Here is an 18,790-nt window from a genome sequence, read left to right on the forward strand (position 1 = left end):
ATCCTCCTTGGGAATAGAAGCTTGGTTCGTTCGGAGCGTTCTATTGCTATTTATTCTTAAAGGACGTAAAACATACCAACGATGATCCGAAAAAAAGACTGCCTGCTAGGCGCGAGTGGCGCCAGCAGGCAGTCAAGATAGTTGCTATAATATTAAATTACTGATTCGCGGCTAGCTCGATGCCGGCGATAGCCTTTTCCATTGCCGGTGTAAGGGCGAAGGAACGGCCCTGAAGCTGTTCTGCCGGTAAAGTGGCAAGCTGATCTATCCTTCTGTTGACCTCGGCCGACAGTGCTTCAACGCGGTCTGCATAGCTTTTCGCCTCAGCCTCGTTTTGTTCTTTAAGAGCCTTACTATTAGCTTCAGCATACGAAGTTACCGCAGCTTCATAAAGGTTAATGTCCCATGGGAACTTAGTGACTCCTTCGTCTATGACGGCAAGCGATTCTTTAAATTGACCTTTTTGCTGGAGAAGACGGAATTCCGAAATCAGAAGGCCACGATTATACGGATCTGTTTTGCGCGCTTGCTGTGCCGTGCTGAGGGCTTGCTCAAGGAAGCTGGCATCGTTCGTTTGTTTATAGGCCTGTTCCAGCCAATCGGCCTTTGTTAAGGTGAACGAAGAATTTTTGGGTGAGCGGTCAATAGCCTCATTCAACAATGGGAGTAGTCCGTCCAATGGCGTTTGCCCTTGGACGGCCAAATCATACGTTTTCTCGTATTTCTGAACGCCACTATTCTCACGAATTGTAACGACTAGCAGCACCAAGGATAGTACAATAAGGACGGCTGGATAGGTGATTTTTAACCAACTGCTTGCCGCATTACGTTGAAGGATGAGCTTGCTGGCGTATGGGGCAAGCATACAGCCCAGAGATATAAATACGATGGCACTGATGTAAAGGTAACTCATATCAAAGTCAATAGCACTATGCAGCAAAAGGGCTAAAGAGAAAATAAAAAAGACAAAATGGCTTCCTCTTAGCTCAGGATGACGGAAATAAGAACGGATGTATAAGCCATAGGCGAGAACAAGCACACCGATTAAAGCAATAAGGCCAATCCAGCCGGTTTCAACCAAAATTTGAACAATAAAGCTATGTGATTGCCTGCTCCAATAAGGATTATTCTGATACTGCTCGTACATGGCCTGCCAAGCGCCGCCACCGCCTCCAAGCAACGGATAATCCTCGGCTACATGAAGCCCATCTTTATAGAAGGTTAGACGTTCCAGAACGCTGTGCTGCTGAAAATTAATATTTTCGAAGCGCACCGCAATTTTATCCGGCAACAAGCCGCGAATCGCGCTGCTGCCGAGCAGGCTGGCCGCTGCCGCAGTTGCTAAGATGATGGCGACAACAGGCACCATAGCGAATGAATACTTACGCGCGGATAGCTTTTTGAGTTTCTTTTCCAGTAGAGCATCTAGCTTGGCATGGTAGAGAAGGATCAGTCCAGTAGTCACGATCATACCGAGCAGTAGGAATCCCCAGCCCTGCATGGGAAGCGAGCTAAACAAAGAGATGGTTTGCTGCGCCTTCGTTTCATTCGGCTGTACAATCGCTGAGATTTTATCGACGATTGCTGTAAGCTTTCCTAATAGAGCCATTGAAACACCAACAGATAGAATCAGGAAGAGGAGATAGGCTATTTGTTTAGTTAATCGCAAGAACGGGAGCAGAGCTAACACGACAACAGGCACAATGACAATTGCGCCTCGTGAATAGGTAAGCATGAATGAAATCCAAATCGGCACGAGCATGGCAGCATGCACGATTCTTGCTGACGGACGGATACAATGAGCCGCATAGTATAAGCTGACTAGAAATAATGCAACTAAAAAGCCGCCGTAGGCGTTTGAATATTGAAAGACTGATGCAAGGCGGAAGCCATCGTGTGCAAGCCATAGCGCATCTTTGTAATACATTTGCCCGAACAAATTAAGCAAGCCGAAAATAACAATTAAATAGGAGGAGAGCATAAGCGCATATTCAATCGTTTTACGAGCATGCTTAGATTCTGCTAAATAAAGGCCGCTTATAAAGAGCGAGGCCAGCAGAAAGAACACAAGAAACATAAACTTTCCGTAATAGCTCGACACCGCTTGAAAAGAAGAGATCCAATAGATGAACGGGAGCAGCATGACGGCAATCGACAAAATTCCACGATAGCTGCTTTGCTGCGAGTCTTTGTAGATGTAGCCGGCAGTTGCGATCAACAGAAACAATCCAAAGATGATAGCCCCGTATATGGGACTGTCAAAGCTGAACTCATAGCCATTGAACAATCCTCTCTGATATGGGAAAATAACCAGAAATAGGGCAAGCCCAATCGTTCCAATCCACCTAAACAGCGTTAAGCCCTCTGCTATCGTAGGTGTACTGCTTGAATATTTAGTGTGTGCGCTCATTCGTACGTACTCCTCATCCATAGTTATGTATATCTGAAACTGTTACTCCTTCTAGTATTTTAGCAAAAGGGGGAGTGGATTACTATATAAGAGAGGTTATAATTGTATGTAGTTTACAAATTTGTTTGAAATGCGGATTTGTCGAAAAAGCATACATTCCGCAAAATTCCAACAATTTGTTTGGTTTGGAAAGGAGAATAAGGTATGAATATGGGAGGAACTTTGGTAAGATAACAAGGGTGGAAAGACTCTTTCTATATGCAAATATTAGATGTTATATAGAAAATGCTTATATATTTTCTCTTCTAGAAATGTGGGATTTTATCCTTTAATATCGACGTGATACAACGAATCAAGAAGTGGATGTCACTTTCTCTATGCGCTTGGTGTATAATTAATTGGAAATATTAGTAGAGATATACAATTGTGAAGTTTGGTTTTAAATATTGTAATCTTTAAGGGTTTGAACAAATATCCGTAAGAATGGACTAATTCCACATGGTACAATGCTCAATTGTGATTCCGAACTATAACGGACGGGAATTTCTTGAACGCTGTTTATTATCTCTGTATAGGCAAAAGGGAATTTCATTCGAGGTAATTCTCGTCGATAATGCGTCGACGGATCAAAGTCTCGACTATATTCGGTCTGATTTTCCAAAAGTTGAAATTATCGAACTGGAAAGAAATTATGGCTTTAGTAAAGCTGTAAACGAAGGCATATCCGTCTCAAACGGTGATTATGTTGTTCTTCTAAATAATGATACGGAAGTGGAGAATGATTGGTTAATATCCCTGTATCATCAAATTAACCAAAGCGATTCGATTTTCTCTGTATCGAGTAAAATGATCAGATTTGATGAACGAAATATCATCGATGACGCAGGAGATGAATTGACAGTTCTCGGATGGGCTTTCAAGCGAGGTGATGGCGAACAGGTTTCGGATTTTCGCGATAGTGGGCCAATTTTTAGTTCATGTGCAGGGGCTGCAATCTACCGGAAATGGATTTTTGATAAGATTGGTGTATTTGATGAAGATTTTTTTGCTTATCTTGAAGATGTAGATATTGGATATAGAGCTCAATTGTATGGATACCATAACGAGTATTGTCCTGATGCTATTGTGTATCATGTTGGAAGTGGTACTTCCGGTTCTAAATATAATGAGTTTAAAATAAAGCTGTCCGCAAGAAATAACGTCTATATATTTTATAAAAATATGCCCTATATTCAGCTTTTATTGAATTTACCAATGCTATTAATTGGATTTTCAGTAAAGTATGTTTTTTTTCTAAGAAGAGGGTGGGGTAGCATCTATCTAAGAGGACTTCAAGAAGCAATAATTCATCTAAATCATGTACAACGGCAGCGATTTCAGTATAAACATGTTTTTTTTTATTTGAGAATTCAAGAGAAACTAATTGCATCGACCGTGAGATATATAACGAACAGAATAATGCGTAAAAGGCAGAATTAACTACATTTAATAGGAAAGTGTGAAGCACGGCATGAAGATAGTACGAGAAATATATGGGTATAGAGAATTGTTATTCGAGTTGGTGAAAAGAGACCTGAAAATAAAGTATAGAAGGTCTTCTCTAGGGATCATATGGAGTGTGTTAAACCCATTGCTCTTTATGGTGATCACAACAATTATTTTTTCCACTATGTTTAAGAACCAAATTGAAAACTTTCCGATTTATTTTCTTAGCGGTCAGGTGATGTATGCTTTCTTCGCAGAATCGACTGGTTTAGCCCAAATGGGACTGATTCAAAATGGATCTTTAATTAAAAAAGTGTATACGCCCAAATATATCTTTCCCTTATCCAAAATTTGTTTCTCATTGGTAAATACATCGTTTTCCTTAATAGCTGTTCTTATTATTATTATCATAATGGGGTATGATTTACCGTTGACATCGACCCTGTTTTTTATCCCTGTTATTTTAATATTCCTATTCTCAATCGGTATTGGACTCCTCCTGTCGACATTAACCGTTTTTTATAGGGATATTTTACACATTTATGGTGTCTTTTTAAGCTTACTATCATTTTTTTCTGCAACGTTCTATCCGATTGAGATTATTCCTGCAACATTTAGAGGCATGGTAGAATATAACCCGGTGTATGTATTTATTAACTATTTTAGGGTGTTGGTTCTCTACGGACAGCTTCCTGACTTTAAACTAAACGCACTAGCTATAACATACACTGTATTATCTTTACTCATAGGTTATAAAGTTTATAAGAAGAATGAAAATAAAATCGTTTTATTTATATGAGGTATAATAAATGGAAAATATAGTGATAAAATTAAAAGATGTATCTGTTACCTTCGATTTACACAAAGAGAATATTAGTGGATTCAAAGAATACATAATAAAAAAAATTAAAAGACAGTTAGTCACTGAAAAATTCAATGCACTAGATCATGTCTCTTTATCCATATTAAAGGGAGAAGTTATTGGTATATTAGGATTTAATGGCGCTGGTAAAAGTACTTTGCTAAAAACGATAGCAGGGGTGTTGACTCCAACTAAAGGAAATGTGGAGACTTATGGTAAGGTTGCTCCGTTAATCGAGTTAGGTGCCGGATTCGATATGGAACTGACTGCAAGAGAAAATATATATTTGAATGGCGCAATTTTGGGATATTCTAGAAAATTTATTGAGAGTAAGTTTAACGATATTGTTGACTTTGCAGAAATTCACGATTTTCTCGATGTGCCTCTAAAAAATTATTCATCTGGAATGGTTGCACGTATCGGCTTCAGTATTGCAACAGTAGTGAAGCCCGATATTTTAATTTTAGATGAGATATTATCAGTCGGTGATTACAAATTCCAGCAAAAATGTGAAGAGCGAATTAGAACAATGATTACCGATGATACTACCGTTATCATGGTTTCACATTCTATTGAACAAATTAGAAGCATGTGTAAAAAAGCATTTTTGCTCAACCGAGGAAAGCTTATTAGCTCGGGTGACGTTGAAGAGATATGCAATCAATATATGAACATTAATTCTCATAGCAATGAGGATATAAAAGAGCAGGTCTGAGGGGAAGCTTTTCTGATGGAGTTAGATATCATTATAGTAACTTATAACTCGGAATTTTGGGTTGAGAAATGTGTTGACAGTATATCACGATGCCGTTTTCCAAAAGAGAAATTAAACCTCATTTTTGTTGATAATGCCTCTTCGGATTCAACGGTAACTAAAATTGAACAAGAAATTGTTAACAACGAATCTAGCTTTGGAAGCATGCAACTAATTCAAAATAAAAAAAATGTCGGCTTTGGTAGAGCCAATAATATAGGGGCGAAAAAAGGTAAATCAGACTATATTTTTTTCTTGAATATCGATACAGAAGTATTTGAAGATTCGATTCAAAATGCTTCGATCGTTATTGAACAAAGTGACAAAAATATCGCTGCATGGGAGTTTAGACAATTCCCTTATGAGCACCCTAAAAATTATGATCCTGTTACCTTATCAACAAGCTGGATTACTGGAGCAGCTTTTATTATAAGAAGAGCTGTATTTGCAGAAGTAAATGGCTTTGACAAGGCCATCTTCATGTATGCGGAAGATGTTGATTTGAGCTGGAGAATTCGATCTAAAGGCTATAAATTGATATATATGCCACAGTGTATCGTTTATCATTATTCCTACAATGAAGAAAATGAAATCAAACCTAACCAATTCACACATAGTTTGATAAATAACTTAAATTTAAAAGTTAGGTATGGTTCACTACGCCATGTTGTCACATGGCACCTGAAGTTCTCTTACATGCTTCTTCAGGGTAATCCTAATCACGGACTTCGGAGAAATCTTGTATCTGCCTACATCCAGAATTTGTCTATGATCCCTTTTTTTTATAGCCGCTCATTAAAAAAACTCAGACCAACCTTCGTTGGTTGGGATTACGAGGAGGAAAGGACAGGCGGGTTTTATAATAATTTCGTACAACACGATTATAAACCGCTTGTGTCTATTTTGATTCGTACGATAGGTAGAACGAAGATATTGAAAGAAGCACTGACGAGTGTAAGGAATCAAACGTACAAAAACATTGAAGTAATTGTTGTTGAAGATGGAGGCAATGAGTCAGAGAAATTAATTAAAGAGGATTTCCATGATCTCAATATTGTGTTCTTCAGTATAAAGGATAAAGTAGGACGTTCTAGAGCTGCGAATATCGCTTTAGATATGGCGAACGGGGAATTTCTTAACTTTTTAGATGATGATGATTTATTATTCCCAGACCACGTTGAAGTGTTAGTTAATGAGTTGTCTCGTCATCCTATTTCTGTTATATATTCTGTTGCTTTTGAGGTTCCTACGGAGTACTTACCAGATGAATCTACCCAAAACCATGAATACAAAGTGGTGTTTAATAGCAAGTTCAATAGGTTGAAATTGTTTTACCAAAATTATTTACCCATACAATGTGTGATGTTTAAGAAAGATTTAGTACGAGACAAGATCTACTTTGATGAGAATATGGATGCGTTAGAGGATTGGGATTTTTGGATGAGGCTATCACTCGATAACGACTTCTTGTTGGTAGACAAAACCACCTCATTGTACCGAGTTCCTTATCATAAAACACAAGTCGAAAATCGTCAGAAAGTTCTAGACAACGCAATAGCCTATGTAAGAGAAAAACAAAAAAACTATTTTTCTAATATGAACGGATATGATGTTTCGATGAATATCATGGATTTGATTGAGCATAGCCAAACAAGCTCCTTAAAAAATAGACATAAAATACTCTACTCGCTTTACAAAATCCTATTAAAAATGATAAAAACCCTAAAAAAAATTTAAGGAGAAATTTTAATGAAAACTTGTCTAATCACAGGCGGAGCAGGATTCATTGGCTGCGAAGTATCGAAATTAATTGAGAATACATTTGATAATATCATCGTTATTGATAGCTTGCATCCCCAGATTCATAAATCAGGAAAAAGGCCGGCTCAATTGTCCTCAAAAGTACACTTATATGTCTCAGATGTTACGGACCCTATCATATGGGATGAGATTCTTTCTAAATGGAAGCCGGATTTGATATTACATTTGGCGGCCGAAACAGGAACTGGACAATCTTTAATAGAAAGCAGTCGTCACGCCAATGTGAATGTAGTGGGAACTACGCAAATGTTAGATGCATTGGTCAGAAATGATGCGATTCCTAGCAAAATAGTACTTTCCAGTAGTAGAGCGGTCTATGGTGAGGGGAAATGGTTGAATGCTGAAGGGATGGCATACTTTCCTGGACAGAGAAGCAATGAACAATTGGCAAATGGTGAGTGGGATTTTGAAAATTCAACCTTTTCACCAATGAATGTAAATAATACGACTCCGATGCCGACTAGTATTTATGGTGCAACTAAGCTTACACAGGAACATATAATCTCATGCTGGTGCAAATCTTTTGACGTTAGCTACACCATACTTCGTCTCCAAAACGTATATGGTCCAGGGCAATCATTGATTAACTCATATACAGGTATTGTCTCTCTTTTTGTGAGAATGGCCAAACAGAAACAAAGCATCCCTTTGTACGAGGATGGCATGATGTTGAGAGATTTTGTTTTCATTTCGGATGTAGCCCAAGCTATTCATGAAGTTATGTTGAGTGAAAACGCAAATGGAAAAGTTTTTGATATTGGAAGTGGTTATGGTGCAACGATTAAAGAGGTCGCTCAGTTGGTAGCGGCGCGATATGAAGCACCGAATCCGGAAGTATGCGGAAAATATCGCAACGGTGACATTAGACACGCACAAGGCGACATTTCCAATACGTTGGCTAGCTTAAATTGGAGCCCGAAAGTTTCCTTAAATGAGGGAATGAACTTGTTGTGTGATTGGATTGATGGTCAATTGGGGGAATAAAATATGTTACCATTATTAGGGAGAATTAAATATGTTGCATAAAAAAAGTCTACAAATTCAATCGGTTTTATATAACAATGAAGCTCCCCGTATTATTCGATCGATTAAAAGCATTGTTAGGGCGGCAGACTTTGCTATTAATAAGCAAATTTTTACGGGAATTACGGTATATTATGGGGATGGTTCTCAAGACCCCGTGTTTACCGATCAAGAGCTCAAAGACTTAAATTCTGAGTTTGGAGAGTACATACAAATCAAATACGATTATTTTGAATCAAATTTAGGTTCAGCAAGAGGACATAACCGATTAGCTAATCATTCTGATTCTGATTTCATTATGATTATTAATCCGGATATTATATTGGCTCCTGATACGCTTCTTCAATTAGCTGAGCCGTATGCTAACCCCAAACAAAAGGTGGGGGTAGTCGAAGCAAGGCAATTGCCTGTAGAGCATCCTAAATCCTACAATACTAGAACCGGAGAGACAAGTTGGGCTTCAACAGCCTGTGTTCTTATCCCAAGGCTTGTTTTTGAAGAAGTAAATGGATTTGATGCGGACACATTCTTTCTGTATTGTGATGATGTTGATTTTTCTTGGATGGTTCGACTTAAAGGGTATCGAATTATCTTCCAACCATCTGCTGTTGCCTTTCATGACAAAATCTTGTCTAAAAATGCAGCTTGGCAAACAAGTGATGCGGAGGATTATTATTCCGCAGAAGCAGGGCTATTAATGGCTTATAAATGGTCTAGAAACGATATTCTGGAGAATATCTTGACCTATTTCGAAAAATCAGATGTTAGTTATTATAAGAAAGCAGCTGAAGAGTTTAAGAGAAGAAAAAGAGACGGTAAATTACCAGAACAAGTCGATTCCGGTCATCGGATTGGAGAGTTCATCAATAATAATTACGGCAAAATGAGGTTTTCACTATGAAAAATAAAAGCATCGATGAATATCCTTATAAATTTGAATATGCGCAAGACAATGTTTATGGACACACAGTGAGCTTACTGGGTCAATTTGACCTTCCTAAACAAGGAATCCATCTCGATATTGGTTGCGGTTGGGGATCAATGAGTGAAAAATTGATGGAAAACCATCCAATACACTACATTGGCATCGATGCGGATCCAGATGCTGTTAATCATCTTGTTTTGGAGGGTAAAGAAGCTCACACTTATAAATTATCAAGTCTGAAAGACAATATTGAATTTATCGATAAGATTCTTAACGGACGTGCTATTTCATCGATTTCCATACTTGATGTGATGGAGCATGTATTAAATTTTGAGGATTTGCTACAGACAGTCTCTGTGCTTTCCAAACAGCATAATGCTCCTGTTGTTATAAGTGTCCCGAATTTTGCTCATGATGATATTGTTTTTAAATTGTTATGTAATAAATTCGATGAAACTAACACTGGACTATTGGATGAAACCCACATCAACATCTTTACCCAAGAAAAATTATTGGAAGTCTGCAAAAAACATGGGTTGCATCAAATCAGCAAAAAAGATGTTGTGATGGAAAAAAGTGATCAGTACTTCCCAAAAGAACTATTAACGCTTACTGAAAATTCATCTTTGCGTCAATTACTGTTAGGCTTAAGAAAAAATATGGGTGCTGATGGGAAAGTCAATCAGCTCGTTCGAATGTTCATCGCGAGCCATCCTACACAAATACCTGTCAATCGACAACTAGCAAGACCATTTTTATCTATTGTGACCAGAACTGTTGGGGATAGACCGGAAGAATTGAAAGAAGTTTTGCTTTGTTTGACTGGACAAGAATGTACGGATTTCGAAGTACTTGTTGTTGGACACAACTTGACTGTGGAGAAACAATTATTAGTTGAAAGTATAATTAATGCTACACCTGAGTGGATTCGGTCAAAAATCCGATTGATAAGAGTAAATGGAGGCAACCGATCTACACCATTGAATGCGGGATTTGAAAATGCCGAAGGACAGTATATGGCAATACTTGACGATGATGATATCGTGTTCAGCAACTGGGTAGAAGAATTTAAGAATCTTTCTAATAATCACTACGGAAAGATATTAAAATCTGTTTCGGTGAGACAAGAATATGAGCCTGTAAAAACTTCTTTTAGTCAGAATACTTCTATTGCGGTTTCTGGGTTTCTAAATGATTATCCTGCAGATTTTGATTTTATTACCATGCTACATCATAACGAGTGTCCAGGGTTATGTTTAGCATTTCCAAGGTCGATCTATCATGATTTTGGTTTAAGGTTTGATGAAACAATCAATACAATCGAAGATTGGGATTTCATTGTTCGTGCGGCATTTATTTGCGGTGTTGCTAGTACTCCAACGATCACGAACATCTACAGATGGTGGCTTAAGGGAGAAAGTTCACAATCACTTCATAATAACGAAGAATGGGAAGAAAATTATAGATACGTCCAGAATAAATTTAATTCTCAGTATTTAATCATGCCACCTGGGAATGCAAAACGAATTTCTTCTTTGATTAGAATGCGATTAGAAAACCGTGATTTGAATAATGGTTATCCAATCAATGATGAACTGATCCGGAAAAGGGAAATCGCGCATCTTATACTTGTTTCAAACTCATGGAACATTACAAAGCCGCTACGGTTAGTTAAAAGAATACTTGGTAAAAAGACCTGCGTCCCAGAAATTTTCACTGCTTCTGAATTAGAGTTAGATGAATTTATTTCAAATTCTCAAAATTCGAAGAGTTGGAAAATAACCCGAGTGTTTAGAAAAAAGTAAAGGGAAGTTGATATGAAGAACAATTGGAAAAGTATTGGTGATTGTTTCAATAGTCGTGAAAATAATTTTGATTTAATAAGGCTAATTGCAGCAATTTTGGTTGTTTTTTCACACTCTTACCCTTTAACATTGGGTTCAAATGCTTCGGAACCATTTATTAAATTAACTAATGGACAAGAGACATTTGGGGGATTAGGTGTAAGTATCTTTTTTATCATAAGTGGTTTTCTGATTACTTATAGTTTTGAGCGTTGTGCTAATGTGTATGAATATTTCAGAAATAGGATTCTTCGCATATATCCAGCATTAATCGTACTTATTCTTTTTACCGTTTTTATTTTGGGTCCTATTTTAACAACTATTGGTGGAAAAGCATATTTCTCTAATCCTGCGACATTGCGATATTTAGAATCGTTTATGCTTGTTAATATGCAATATAGTTTGCCGGCAGTTTTTGAAAACAACCCATATCCTAATGCGGTCAACGGTTCTCTTTGGACGTTATGGTACGAATTTTTCTTCTATATTGTTGTAGCGGTACTTGGATCATTAAAGATGCTGAAGAAAGTTGTTATTGTTCCTTTATTTTTATTGGTGTTGTTCGTAGCGTATAAAATAGATTCTACAGTCGCAGTCTTTCAATACTTTGAGCTTTTCAAGTATTTTAGTATGGGAATGATTGTTTACTTATTTAGAGATGACATCAAACTTAATCGATATGCTGCTTTACTCTCTGGGATTGCATTAACTTTGCTTGCGTGGTCTGGCTATTATAAATTAGGATTTATATTGTGTGGAACGTACATTATCTTTTATTTAGGATTTGGTGTTAAAAAAGTGGTTAAAAAGTTTCAAGAAAAAGGCGACTTCTCTTACGGGATGTATATCTATGCGTTTCCTATACAACAAATCGTTTCTTTGTTATTGATAGACCATATAACTCCTTTTTATAATTTTGTTATAGCTACGCCGATAACTCTTGCTATCTCTATTTTCTCATGGTACCAAATCGAAAAGAAAAGTTTGCAATTAAAGAAAAAAAAACTATCAGTGTAATGGAATATTAAACGACTATTACTAAAACTGTTTAGAAAAACGAATATTGTTTTGGTAAACAGGGATTAGGTAGTGGTATTGTAGATCGTTAAATATAGTCTTTTATATTACTGTGAATTTAGGAGGGTTTTCATGAAATATTTGATCGTCCTCCTAATCCATTGTATTAGGAACATAGTTGAGTTTGTGAGAACACATGGGGCATTAGGAACGACTAGATCGATCTCTTAAGGTATTTATGCGCTACCTTTCTCGAAGTCAGCTATAACATTCATAATGAAACAATAGGAGCCATTGTGAACTAGCAGCTTAATTCTTCATTAAACTGATCTGGATTGAAACAAAAAAGTCTAGGAGATGGAACAACGGTATGAGTCCGTTAAGTTCTGAACCGGTTTGTTGAATGAGTACAAAAACTATGGTGCTCTAGATATTCTCACCACAATTTCAGATAACTTTACGGACTTCTCCTTACTTATCCGTTGACTAAAAATCAGTAGTGCATCATTCATTTATATGTCCACCGCTGAAGAGGCTTATTAGATTAATTTAAGAAATTATGGGTTAAGAAACATCCCTGATCATGCGTTCTTTGATCAAATACGGGGATAAGTTAGCCGCTTCTTTTTTGTTGTCCTCCAGAAACACGCAAGACTATCTGCCCACGAATATAATTGAAAGTTACCACAGTGAGTTGTGCAAAGAGACAATGAAGAAAGTATGTTCATAGTGACGACGTACTGTTCGAAGTACTTTATTATTCATAATGGATGTCCTACGCACATGGAAGGTGACGCTCAAAACCATAGAGAAGGTTACTATAACTATCTGTATTGAAAACCGGGAGCTAACTTGACGAGTTAACATATTTTAATAAATTACGTAAAAATATTGACAGACTCAATACCGTAGAGTAACCGTGACTATATTTATTTCTGTGTTTTATTAAACTTGCTTGTACGATACTACATTTGTTAGTTTTGATAGGAGTTTTGAAAAATGGAAACTTATCAAGAGGAGTATAAAACTAATAATAGATATGAATGGGTAGATGTATGTAGAGGATTGGCAATATTAGCCATATTCATTGGACATATTGCTCCAGGGGATAATGTAACCACTTTTGTTTTTCGTTATCACGTTCCTTTGTTTTTCTTTCTATCTGGTTTGTTTTTTTCAAAGAAAAAAGATTTGTCAGTTAAAAATTACATCATTAACTGTGTAAAGACTATTCTAATACCATATGCTTTCTTTTGTCTTTTTAACATTGTATATTTTATAGTTACAACAGGAAGTGACTTAGGATTAGTAAAAACATTTATAATTCAATCATTATGGGGTATTCGTAATCAAATAGGTTTTGCCGGTCAATTATGGTTCTTTACGTGTTTATTAACAATACAATTATTGTATTACTTTTTGAATAAATTGATTAGAAAAAAAATATTAATATTTATAATCTCTTTTGCATCAGCCTTAGTAAGTTCTATTATACTAAAAGCTCCAAATGATCCAACTATGTTTTTTAACATAGATAGCGCTGTTTACTATATTTTTTTCTTTTGTTTAGGGGATATTATATTTGCAAGAATCAAGGATTTCTCTTTTACGGAAATTAACAGATTATCTAAAGTGTTTTTTTCAGTGTCTGTTAGTTTGGTTTTAGCTTGTAGTTTTTTTATTTATTCAAGACCTAACGATATCGATAGGGTGATGCTTCAATTCTCGAATGATATAGGTGGTAGTTTCTTTAATTCGTATTTAATCCAGATATTAATTCTATTGATTACAATTCTCTTAATAGTTTTCAATCTTATTATTGCCTATGCTTTAAAAAAATCTTATTATCTATCATATATTGGGAAGAACACTCTGATACTTTGTGGGTTTGAAAGTATCGCAATGTCGATTGCAACAGCACTGCTTGCATTTTTTGATGTTTCTGTTAAATCTAATATAGTGTTATTTAAAGTGTTTTTAATGGTTCTTAAAGTTGAAATAACAAAAAGATTATTCTTTTCATTAATTAATAATAAAATCCCTTGGGTGATAGGCAGATATATATATCCAACAGCCAAAAGAAATTCGAAGTTTGTTAAACCTATTGGATAAATTTCTTAACTATAACAATAGAAAATTAGAGAGATTGATAGAGTAAAGGAGCTAGCGAATAAGAATTCGAATAATAACAACGGGAGAATTCAGTACCACTTCATTAGTGAGCACGATAAACAAAAAATATTCGTTCACGAGATTGTCAAAGTGGGTTTAAATTAACTTCTCGATATGATCTAGTTTGATATAAGGTAAGCTGTACTAGCAAGTGTATTACGGTTGAATAAATAGTAAGAATTCAGTGTTACTTATATTAGAATTATATTTATATAATTATAGTATAGTATTCTAAAAGGAGACTTTCTCATGAAAGGCATAATTCTAGCAGGAGGAACTGGCTCGCGCTTATTCCCCCTCACCAAAGTAACTAATAAGCACTTATTGCCAGTAGGCAAGTATCCGATGATTTTCCACTCTATTGCCAAGCTTAAAGAAGCTGATATTGTCGATATCCTCATCGTTACCGGTAAAGAACATATGGGGGATGTAGTAAATTTACTTGGAAGTGGTTATGAATTTGGCGTTTCTTTTACATATAAAGTTCAGGACGAAGCTGGAGGTATTGCGCAAGCTCTTGGATTAGCTGAAAACTTTGTGAATGATGATCAGATGGTCGTTATTTTAGGTGATAACGTATTTGATGATAGTATTGTTCCGTTCGTAAGCAACTTTAAAGAGCAGAATAAGGGAGCAAAAATTCTTATTCAAGAGGTTCATGATCCGCAGCGCTATGGGGTTCCACAATTGGATAGAGATAAGATCGTTTCTATTGAAGAGAAACCTAAACAACCAAAGAGCAACTATGCGGTTACAGGCATATATATGTATGATAGTAATGTTTTTGAAATTATCAAAACTCTCAAACCATCAGGTCGCGGAGAGCTTGAAATTACGGATGTTAATAATGTTTATATTGAAGCAAGCGAGCTAAGTTATGATATTCTCCACGGATGGTGGACGGATGCAGGTACCCATGCTTCATTGACGAAAGCAAATGAGCTTGCAAAAGATCTTACATTTGGCGAAGAGTTTGGAAAGTTAAAATTATAATAGAATAGGTGACCTATGAAAATAATTAATTCTAGTCTACCAGGTGTTAAAGTCATAGAGCCGGCCGTATTCGGCGATCATCGGGGCTTCTTTATGGAAAGCTATAATGAAGAAGTTGCAAATGCCAATGGGATATCTCATGCTTTTATCCAAGACAATCACTCCTTATCCGTAGAAGCCGGTGTGCTCAGAGGCATGCATTATCAACTATCACCGAAAGCTCAAACGAAGCTAGTACGGGTAACGGCCGGTGCCATTTATGATGTTGTCATCGACATTCGCAAAGGGTCACCAACTTTTGGGCAATGGCGGGGATTTATTTTAAGTGCAGCCAATAAGAGACAGCTTTTGGTTCCTCAAGGTTTTGCACATGGTTTTTGCACATTAGTTCCAAATTGTGAGGTGCAATACAAGGTAGATGCCCTCTACTCTCCAGAACACGACCGAGGCATTGCCTGGAACGATCCGGCCCTTGCGATCGACTGGCCGACATCGAATCCGATCCTTTCGGATAAAGATGCCAAACATCCAGTGCTGGCTGATGCGGAAATTAACTTTGTATATGAAGGGTGAGTTAGACTCGTGAAATTACTTGTTACCGGCGGTGCCGGCTTTATCGGGAGCAATTTCGTATTATATATGATTGAGAACTACCCCACTTATGAAATTATCAATGTGGATGCATTGACCTATGCGGGCAATTTAGAAAATTTGCGTTCAATTGAGCAGCATTCGGGCTATAGCTTCGCGAAAGCGGACATTGCCAATCGGTCTGAGCTTGAACCTCTCTTCCAGCAAGGCGTGGATGCGGTCATTAACTTCGCTGCTGAGTCGCATGTGGATCGCAGCATTTTGCATCCGGAAATTTTCGTGCAAACGAATGTTTTGGGGACGCAGACGCTGCTGGACCTGACGAAGCAATATAACGTTGCCAAGTTTGTTCAAGTGTCTACAGACGAGGTTTACGGTACACTGGGCGATACAGGGCTGTTCACGGAGGATACGCCGATTGCACCAAATAGTCCATATTCAGCCAGTAAGGCAGGCGCGGATTTGCTTGTTCGCGCGTACCACGAGACTTTCGGTCTTCATGTCAATATTACTCGTTGCTCGAACAACTACGGTCCTTATCAGTTCCCTGAGAAGCTGATTCCTTTGATGATCCAGAATGCGCTACAGGATAAGCCGCTTCCCGTGTATGGCGACGGTCTTAATGTGCGGGATTGGCTGTATGTAGAGGATCATTGCAGTGCGATTGATCTAGTGCTGCATAAAGGCCGCGCTGGCGAGGTATATAATGTTGGCGGACGAAATGAACGGAATAACTTGCAAGTGGTTCGGACCATTCTTGAGGAGCTAGGCAAGCCGGAGTCGTTGATCTCTTATGTTAAGGATCGGCTGGGTCATGACCGACGTTATGCGATTGATGCCGATAAAATCCGGAATGAGCTAGGCTGGCAGCCAAAGTTCAATTATGAGGACGGAATCAAGGAAACCATTCGTTGGTATCTCGGCAATGCCGAGTGGATGTCGCAGGTGGCATCCGGTACTTATCAGCAGTATTACGAAACTCAATACAAGGATCGCCTGGAGGCGAACGAATCCGATGTCTAAATTAAAAATTGTCATCACGGGCGCTAACGGGCAGCTTGGTCGTGAATTGGCGGAATGGAAGACGGAAACGGCTGAAATGATTGGTTTTGGCCGGAATGAACTGGATATTACAAGCTTGCCAGCATGCCGGAATATTTTTGCCATTCACCAGCCTGATGTCGTGATTCATTGTGCTGCTTATACCGCTGTTGATAAAGCCGAGTCCGAGCCGGACGAGGCTTTTCGCGTGAATGCGGCGGCTACCCGAAATGTGGCGGTTGCAGCCCGTGAAGTTGGAGCTAAGCTTTGTTATATTGGCACTGATTATGTATTTGATGGAACTTCCAGTGTTCCTTACAACGAGTATGATCAGACGAATCCGCAAACTGTCTATGGCAAGTCGAAGCTCGCAGGGGAGCAAGCCGTGCAGACGCTCCATGATCGGTTTTATATCGTCCGCACCTCTTGGGTGTACGGGAAATATGGCAACAACTTTGTAAAAACGATGCTGAAAATGGCAGGAGAACGCGATCGACTGAAGGTAGTCTCGGATCAAATAGGCTCGCCTACCTATACCTATGATCTGGCTGCTTTTTTGCTAGAGCTTGTTCATACAGATTATTATGGCATCTATCATGCATCCAATAGCGGAGTCTGCTCTTGGTTTGAGTTCGCAAATGCTATTTTTGAAGATAGCGGCAGGTCTATTCTTGTTGATCCTTGTACGACAGCAGATTTTCCGCGGCCAGCACCAAGACCCGCATATTCGGTCATGGATCATTCGGCCATTCGGAGCAATGGCCTTCAATTGCTGCGTCCGTGGAGGGAAGCGTTAAACCACTATCTCAAAGACAGTGAGTGATAAAACCATGCCTACAGCAAGCGTTTGTATTGTGACTTATAATAGCGCAGAAGATATTGAAAACTGTCTGCAGGCCGTTATGCAGCAAAGCTTTCCGGTGGAGCGCATTGTTGTCATAGACAATGCATCCTCGGACGGAACGGCTGAGCGTGTGAAGCCTTATGCGGAGCACGTCCATTTTATAGCGAACAAAGTGAACAACGGGTTTGCCGGCGGCCAAAATCAGGCTATTCGGCAGACCCGTTCAGATTATGTGCTCGTATTAAATCCAGACGTGACGCTTGATCCTGATTATCTAACAGAAACCATTCGTTTCATGGAACAAAATCATTTGGTTGGAAGTGCAACCGGACAGCTCGTTCTTGCGTCTAATAAAGAAGTGATGGATAGCGCAGGGCTTGGGATGAAGCGTACAAGAAATGCCTTTGATCTAGCGGCAGGCGAGCCAGCGGCCAACTGGAATGAAACCAAGCAAGTGTTTGGGGTTTCTGGTGCGGCGGCTGTTTATCGAAGAGCGATGGTGGAAGACATCTCTTACGAAGGGCAATTTTTTGATGAGCATTTTTTTGCTTACAAGGAGGATGTCGATGTGGCTTGGCGTGCACGGAAGCTGGGCTGGACTTCGTATTATGTGCCTGCAGCGTATGCCGTGCACCATCGGGGCTGGAAGAAAGGCAGTCGCAGCAGCGTTCCGCTGTTTGTACGCCAGCATTCCTATCAGAATCGTTTTTTTACACTATTGAAAAATGAACCGATAGGTTGGCATTCTCTAGTGCTAGGCCCATGGATTGCCGCTGCTGAGATAATGAAGTTAGGCTATATTGTCCTAAGGGAGCCAGGCTTGCTCCGCTGCTGGCCATTTATTTTTCGCAGTATGCCAGTCATGCATCGTAAACGTAAGTGGCTCATTCAGAAAGCAAAACAAAAGAATGTTTAATTTTATGGGAATATATGGGGTTCTCCTCGCTAGCTATATTTGGTACAATGCAGATAGAGTCGAAATTTAAGAGAATGCAGGTGATAACGGCG

General features: G+C 38.4%; 15 protein-coding genes. 14 read left to right on the forward strand and 1 reads right to left on the reverse strand.

All coding sequences use genetic code 11. The annotated features are described in order from the left end of the window. Nucleotides 1–157: 157 nt before the first annotated feature. Nucleotides 158–2,410, reverse strand: a complete 2,253-nt coding sequence (locus FJQ58_RS18095; RefSeq protein ID WP_162341566.1) for an O-antigen ligase family protein — start codon at nt 2,408–2,410, stop codon at nt 158–160. A 498-nt stretch (nt 2,411–2,908) separates the two neighbouring features. On the opposite strand from FJQ58_RS18095, the gene FJQ58_RS18100 reads away from it, so the two are divergent. The 14 genes from FJQ58_RS18100 to FJQ58_RS18165 all read left to right on the forward strand — a co-directional run bounded on the left by FJQ58_RS18100 (nt 2,909) and on the right by FJQ58_RS18165 (nt 18,698). Next, nucleotides 2,909–3,889 (forward strand): glycosyltransferase family 2 protein, encoded by a 981-nt coding sequence (locus tag FJQ58_RS18100; RefSeq protein WP_139995952.1) that lies wholly within the window; start codon nt 2,909–2,911, stop codon nt 3,887–3,889. Between the two features lie 31 nt (nt 3,890–3,920). Continuing rightward, nucleotides 3,921–4,694, forward strand: coding sequence for an ABC transporter permease (locus tag FJQ58_RS33420; RefSeq protein ID WP_139995954.1), 774 nt, complete (start codon nt 3,921–3,923; stop codon nt 4,692–4,694). Nucleotides 4,695–4,704: 10 nt separating this feature from the next. Next, entirely contained in the window at nt 4,705–5,472 is a 768-nt protein-coding gene (locus tag FJQ58_RS18110; protein ID WP_139995955.1) for an ABC transporter ATP-binding protein, read from the forward strand. 15 nt (nt 5,473–5,487) lie between these two features. Next, nucleotides 5,488–7,248 (forward strand): glycosyltransferase family 2 protein, encoded by a 1,761-nt coding sequence (locus FJQ58_RS18115; RefSeq protein ID WP_139995957.1) that lies wholly within the window; start codon nt 5,488–5,490, stop codon nt 7,246–7,248. A 12-nt stretch (nt 7,249–7,260) separates the two neighbouring features. After that, on the forward strand, nt 7,261–8,316 hold the full coding sequence (locus FJQ58_RS18120; protein ID WP_139995959.1) for an NAD-dependent epimerase/dehydratase family protein: 1,056 nt from the start codon (nt 7,261–7,263) through the stop codon (nt 8,314–8,316). A 31-nt stretch (nt 8,317–8,347) separates the two neighbouring features. After that, a complete protein-coding gene (locus tag FJQ58_RS18125; RefSeq protein WP_139995961.1) occupies nt 8,348–9,256 on the forward strand; it encodes a glycosyltransferase in 909 nt (302 codons plus the stop codon). Further along, the gene (locus FJQ58_RS18130) at nt 9,253–11,085 is read left to right on the forward strand and encodes a methyltransferase domain-containing protein (RefSeq protein WP_139995963.1); all 1,833 of its coding nucleotides are present in this window, start codon (nt 9,253–9,255) and stop codon (nt 11,083–11,085) included. The genes FJQ58_RS18125 and FJQ58_RS18130 overlap by 4 nt, the downstream gene beginning before the upstream one ends. A 12-nt stretch (nt 11,086–11,097) precedes the next feature. Next, entirely contained in the window at nt 11,098–12,141 is a 1,044-nt protein-coding gene (locus FJQ58_RS18135; RefSeq protein ID WP_139995965.1) for an acyltransferase family protein, read from the forward strand. Between the two features lie 999 nt (nt 12,142–13,140). Beyond that, complete coding sequence (locus tag FJQ58_RS18140; protein ID WP_139995966.1) at nt 13,141–14,253, forward strand: acyltransferase family protein; 1,113 nt, start codon at nt 13,141–13,143, stop codon at nt 14,251–14,253. A gap of 309 nt (nt 14,254–14,562) precedes the next feature. Further along, entirely contained in the window at nt 14,563–15,306 is a 744-nt protein-coding gene (locus FJQ58_RS18145; RefSeq protein ID WP_139995968.1) for a sugar phosphate nucleotidyltransferase, read from the forward strand. Between the two features lie 15 nt (nt 15,307–15,321). After that, on the forward strand, nt 15,322–15,879 hold the full coding sequence (gene rfbC / locus FJQ58_RS18150) for a dTDP-4-dehydrorhamnose 3,5-epimerase (protein ID WP_139995970.1): 558 nt from the start codon (nt 15,322–15,324) through the stop codon (nt 15,877–15,879). A gap of 9 nt (nt 15,880–15,888) precedes the next feature. Beyond that, entirely contained in the window at nt 15,889–16,920 is a 1,032-nt protein-coding gene (rfbB, locus tag FJQ58_RS18155; RefSeq protein ID WP_139995972.1) for a dTDP-glucose 4,6-dehydratase, read from the forward strand. After that, nucleotides 16,913–17,761 carry a dTDP-4-dehydrorhamnose reductase gene (gene rfbD / locus FJQ58_RS18160; protein ID WP_139995974.1) on the forward strand — a complete coding sequence of 283 codons (849 nt, stop codon included), beginning with the start codon at nt 16,913–16,915 and terminating at the stop codon, nt 17,759–17,761. The genes rfbB and rfbD overlap by 8 nt, the downstream gene beginning before the upstream one ends. Before the next feature lie 7 nt (nt 17,762–17,768). After that, nucleotides 17,769–18,698 (forward strand): glycosyltransferase family 2 protein, encoded by a 930-nt coding sequence (locus FJQ58_RS18165; protein ID WP_139995976.1) that lies wholly within the window; start codon nt 17,769–17,771, stop codon nt 18,696–18,698. The last annotated feature ends 92 nt before the right edge of the window (nt 18,699–18,790 follow it).

It is taken from the genome of Paenibacillus paridis, from assembly GCF_006345825.1.
In the GTDB taxonomy this organism is placed as follows: Bacteria; Bacillota; Bacilli; order Paenibacillales; family Paenibacillaceae; genus Pristimantibacillus; species Pristimantibacillus paridis.

Coding starts and splice junctions, on each gene's coding strand:
- FJQ58_RS18095 (WP_162341566.1), bottom strand. CDS start 2,410: ATGAGCGCACACACTAAATATTCAAGCAGTACACCTACGATAGCAGAG.
- FJQ58_RS18100 (WP_139995952.1), top strand. CDS start 2,909: ATGGTACAATGCTCAATTGTGATTCCGAACTATAACGGACGGGAATTT.
- FJQ58_RS33420 (WP_139995954.1), top strand. CDS start 3,921: ATGAAGATAGTACGAGAAATATATGGGTATAGAGAATTGTTATTCGAG.
- FJQ58_RS18110 (WP_139995955.1), top strand. CDS start 4,705: ATGGAAAATATAGTGATAAAATTAAAAGATGTATCTGTTACCTTCGAT.
- FJQ58_RS18115 (WP_139995957.1), top strand. CDS start 5,488: ATGGAGTTAGATATCATTATAGTAACTTATAACTCGGAATTTTGGGTT.
- FJQ58_RS18120 (WP_139995959.1), top strand. CDS start 7,261: ATGAAAACTTGTCTAATCACAGGCGGAGCAGGATTCATTGGCTGCGAA.
- FJQ58_RS18125 (WP_139995961.1), top strand. CDS start 8,348: ATGTTGCATAAAAAAAGTCTACAAATTCAATCGGTTTTATATAACAAT.
- FJQ58_RS18130 (WP_139995963.1), top strand. CDS start 9,253: ATGAAAAATAAAAGCATCGATGAATATCCTTATAAATTTGAATATGCG.
- FJQ58_RS18135 (WP_139995965.1), top strand. CDS start 11,098: ATGAAGAACAATTGGAAAAGTATTGGTGATTGTTTCAATAGTCGTGAA.
- FJQ58_RS18140 (WP_139995966.1), top strand. CDS start 13,141: ATGGAAACTTATCAAGAGGAGTATAAAACTAATAATAGATATGAATGG.
- FJQ58_RS18145 (WP_139995968.1), top strand. CDS start 14,563: ATGAAAGGCATAATTCTAGCAGGAGGAACTGGCTCGCGCTTATTCCCC.
- rfbC (WP_139995970.1), top strand. CDS start 15,322: ATGAAAATAATTAATTCTAGTCTACCAGGTGTTAAAGTCATAGAGCCG.
- rfbD (WP_139995974.1), top strand. CDS start 16,913: ATGTCTAAATTAAAAATTGTCATCACGGGCGCTAACGGGCAGCTTGGT.
- FJQ58_RS18165 (WP_139995976.1), top strand. CDS start 17,769: ATGCCTACAGCAAGCGTTTGTATTGTGACTTATAATAGCGCAGAAGAT.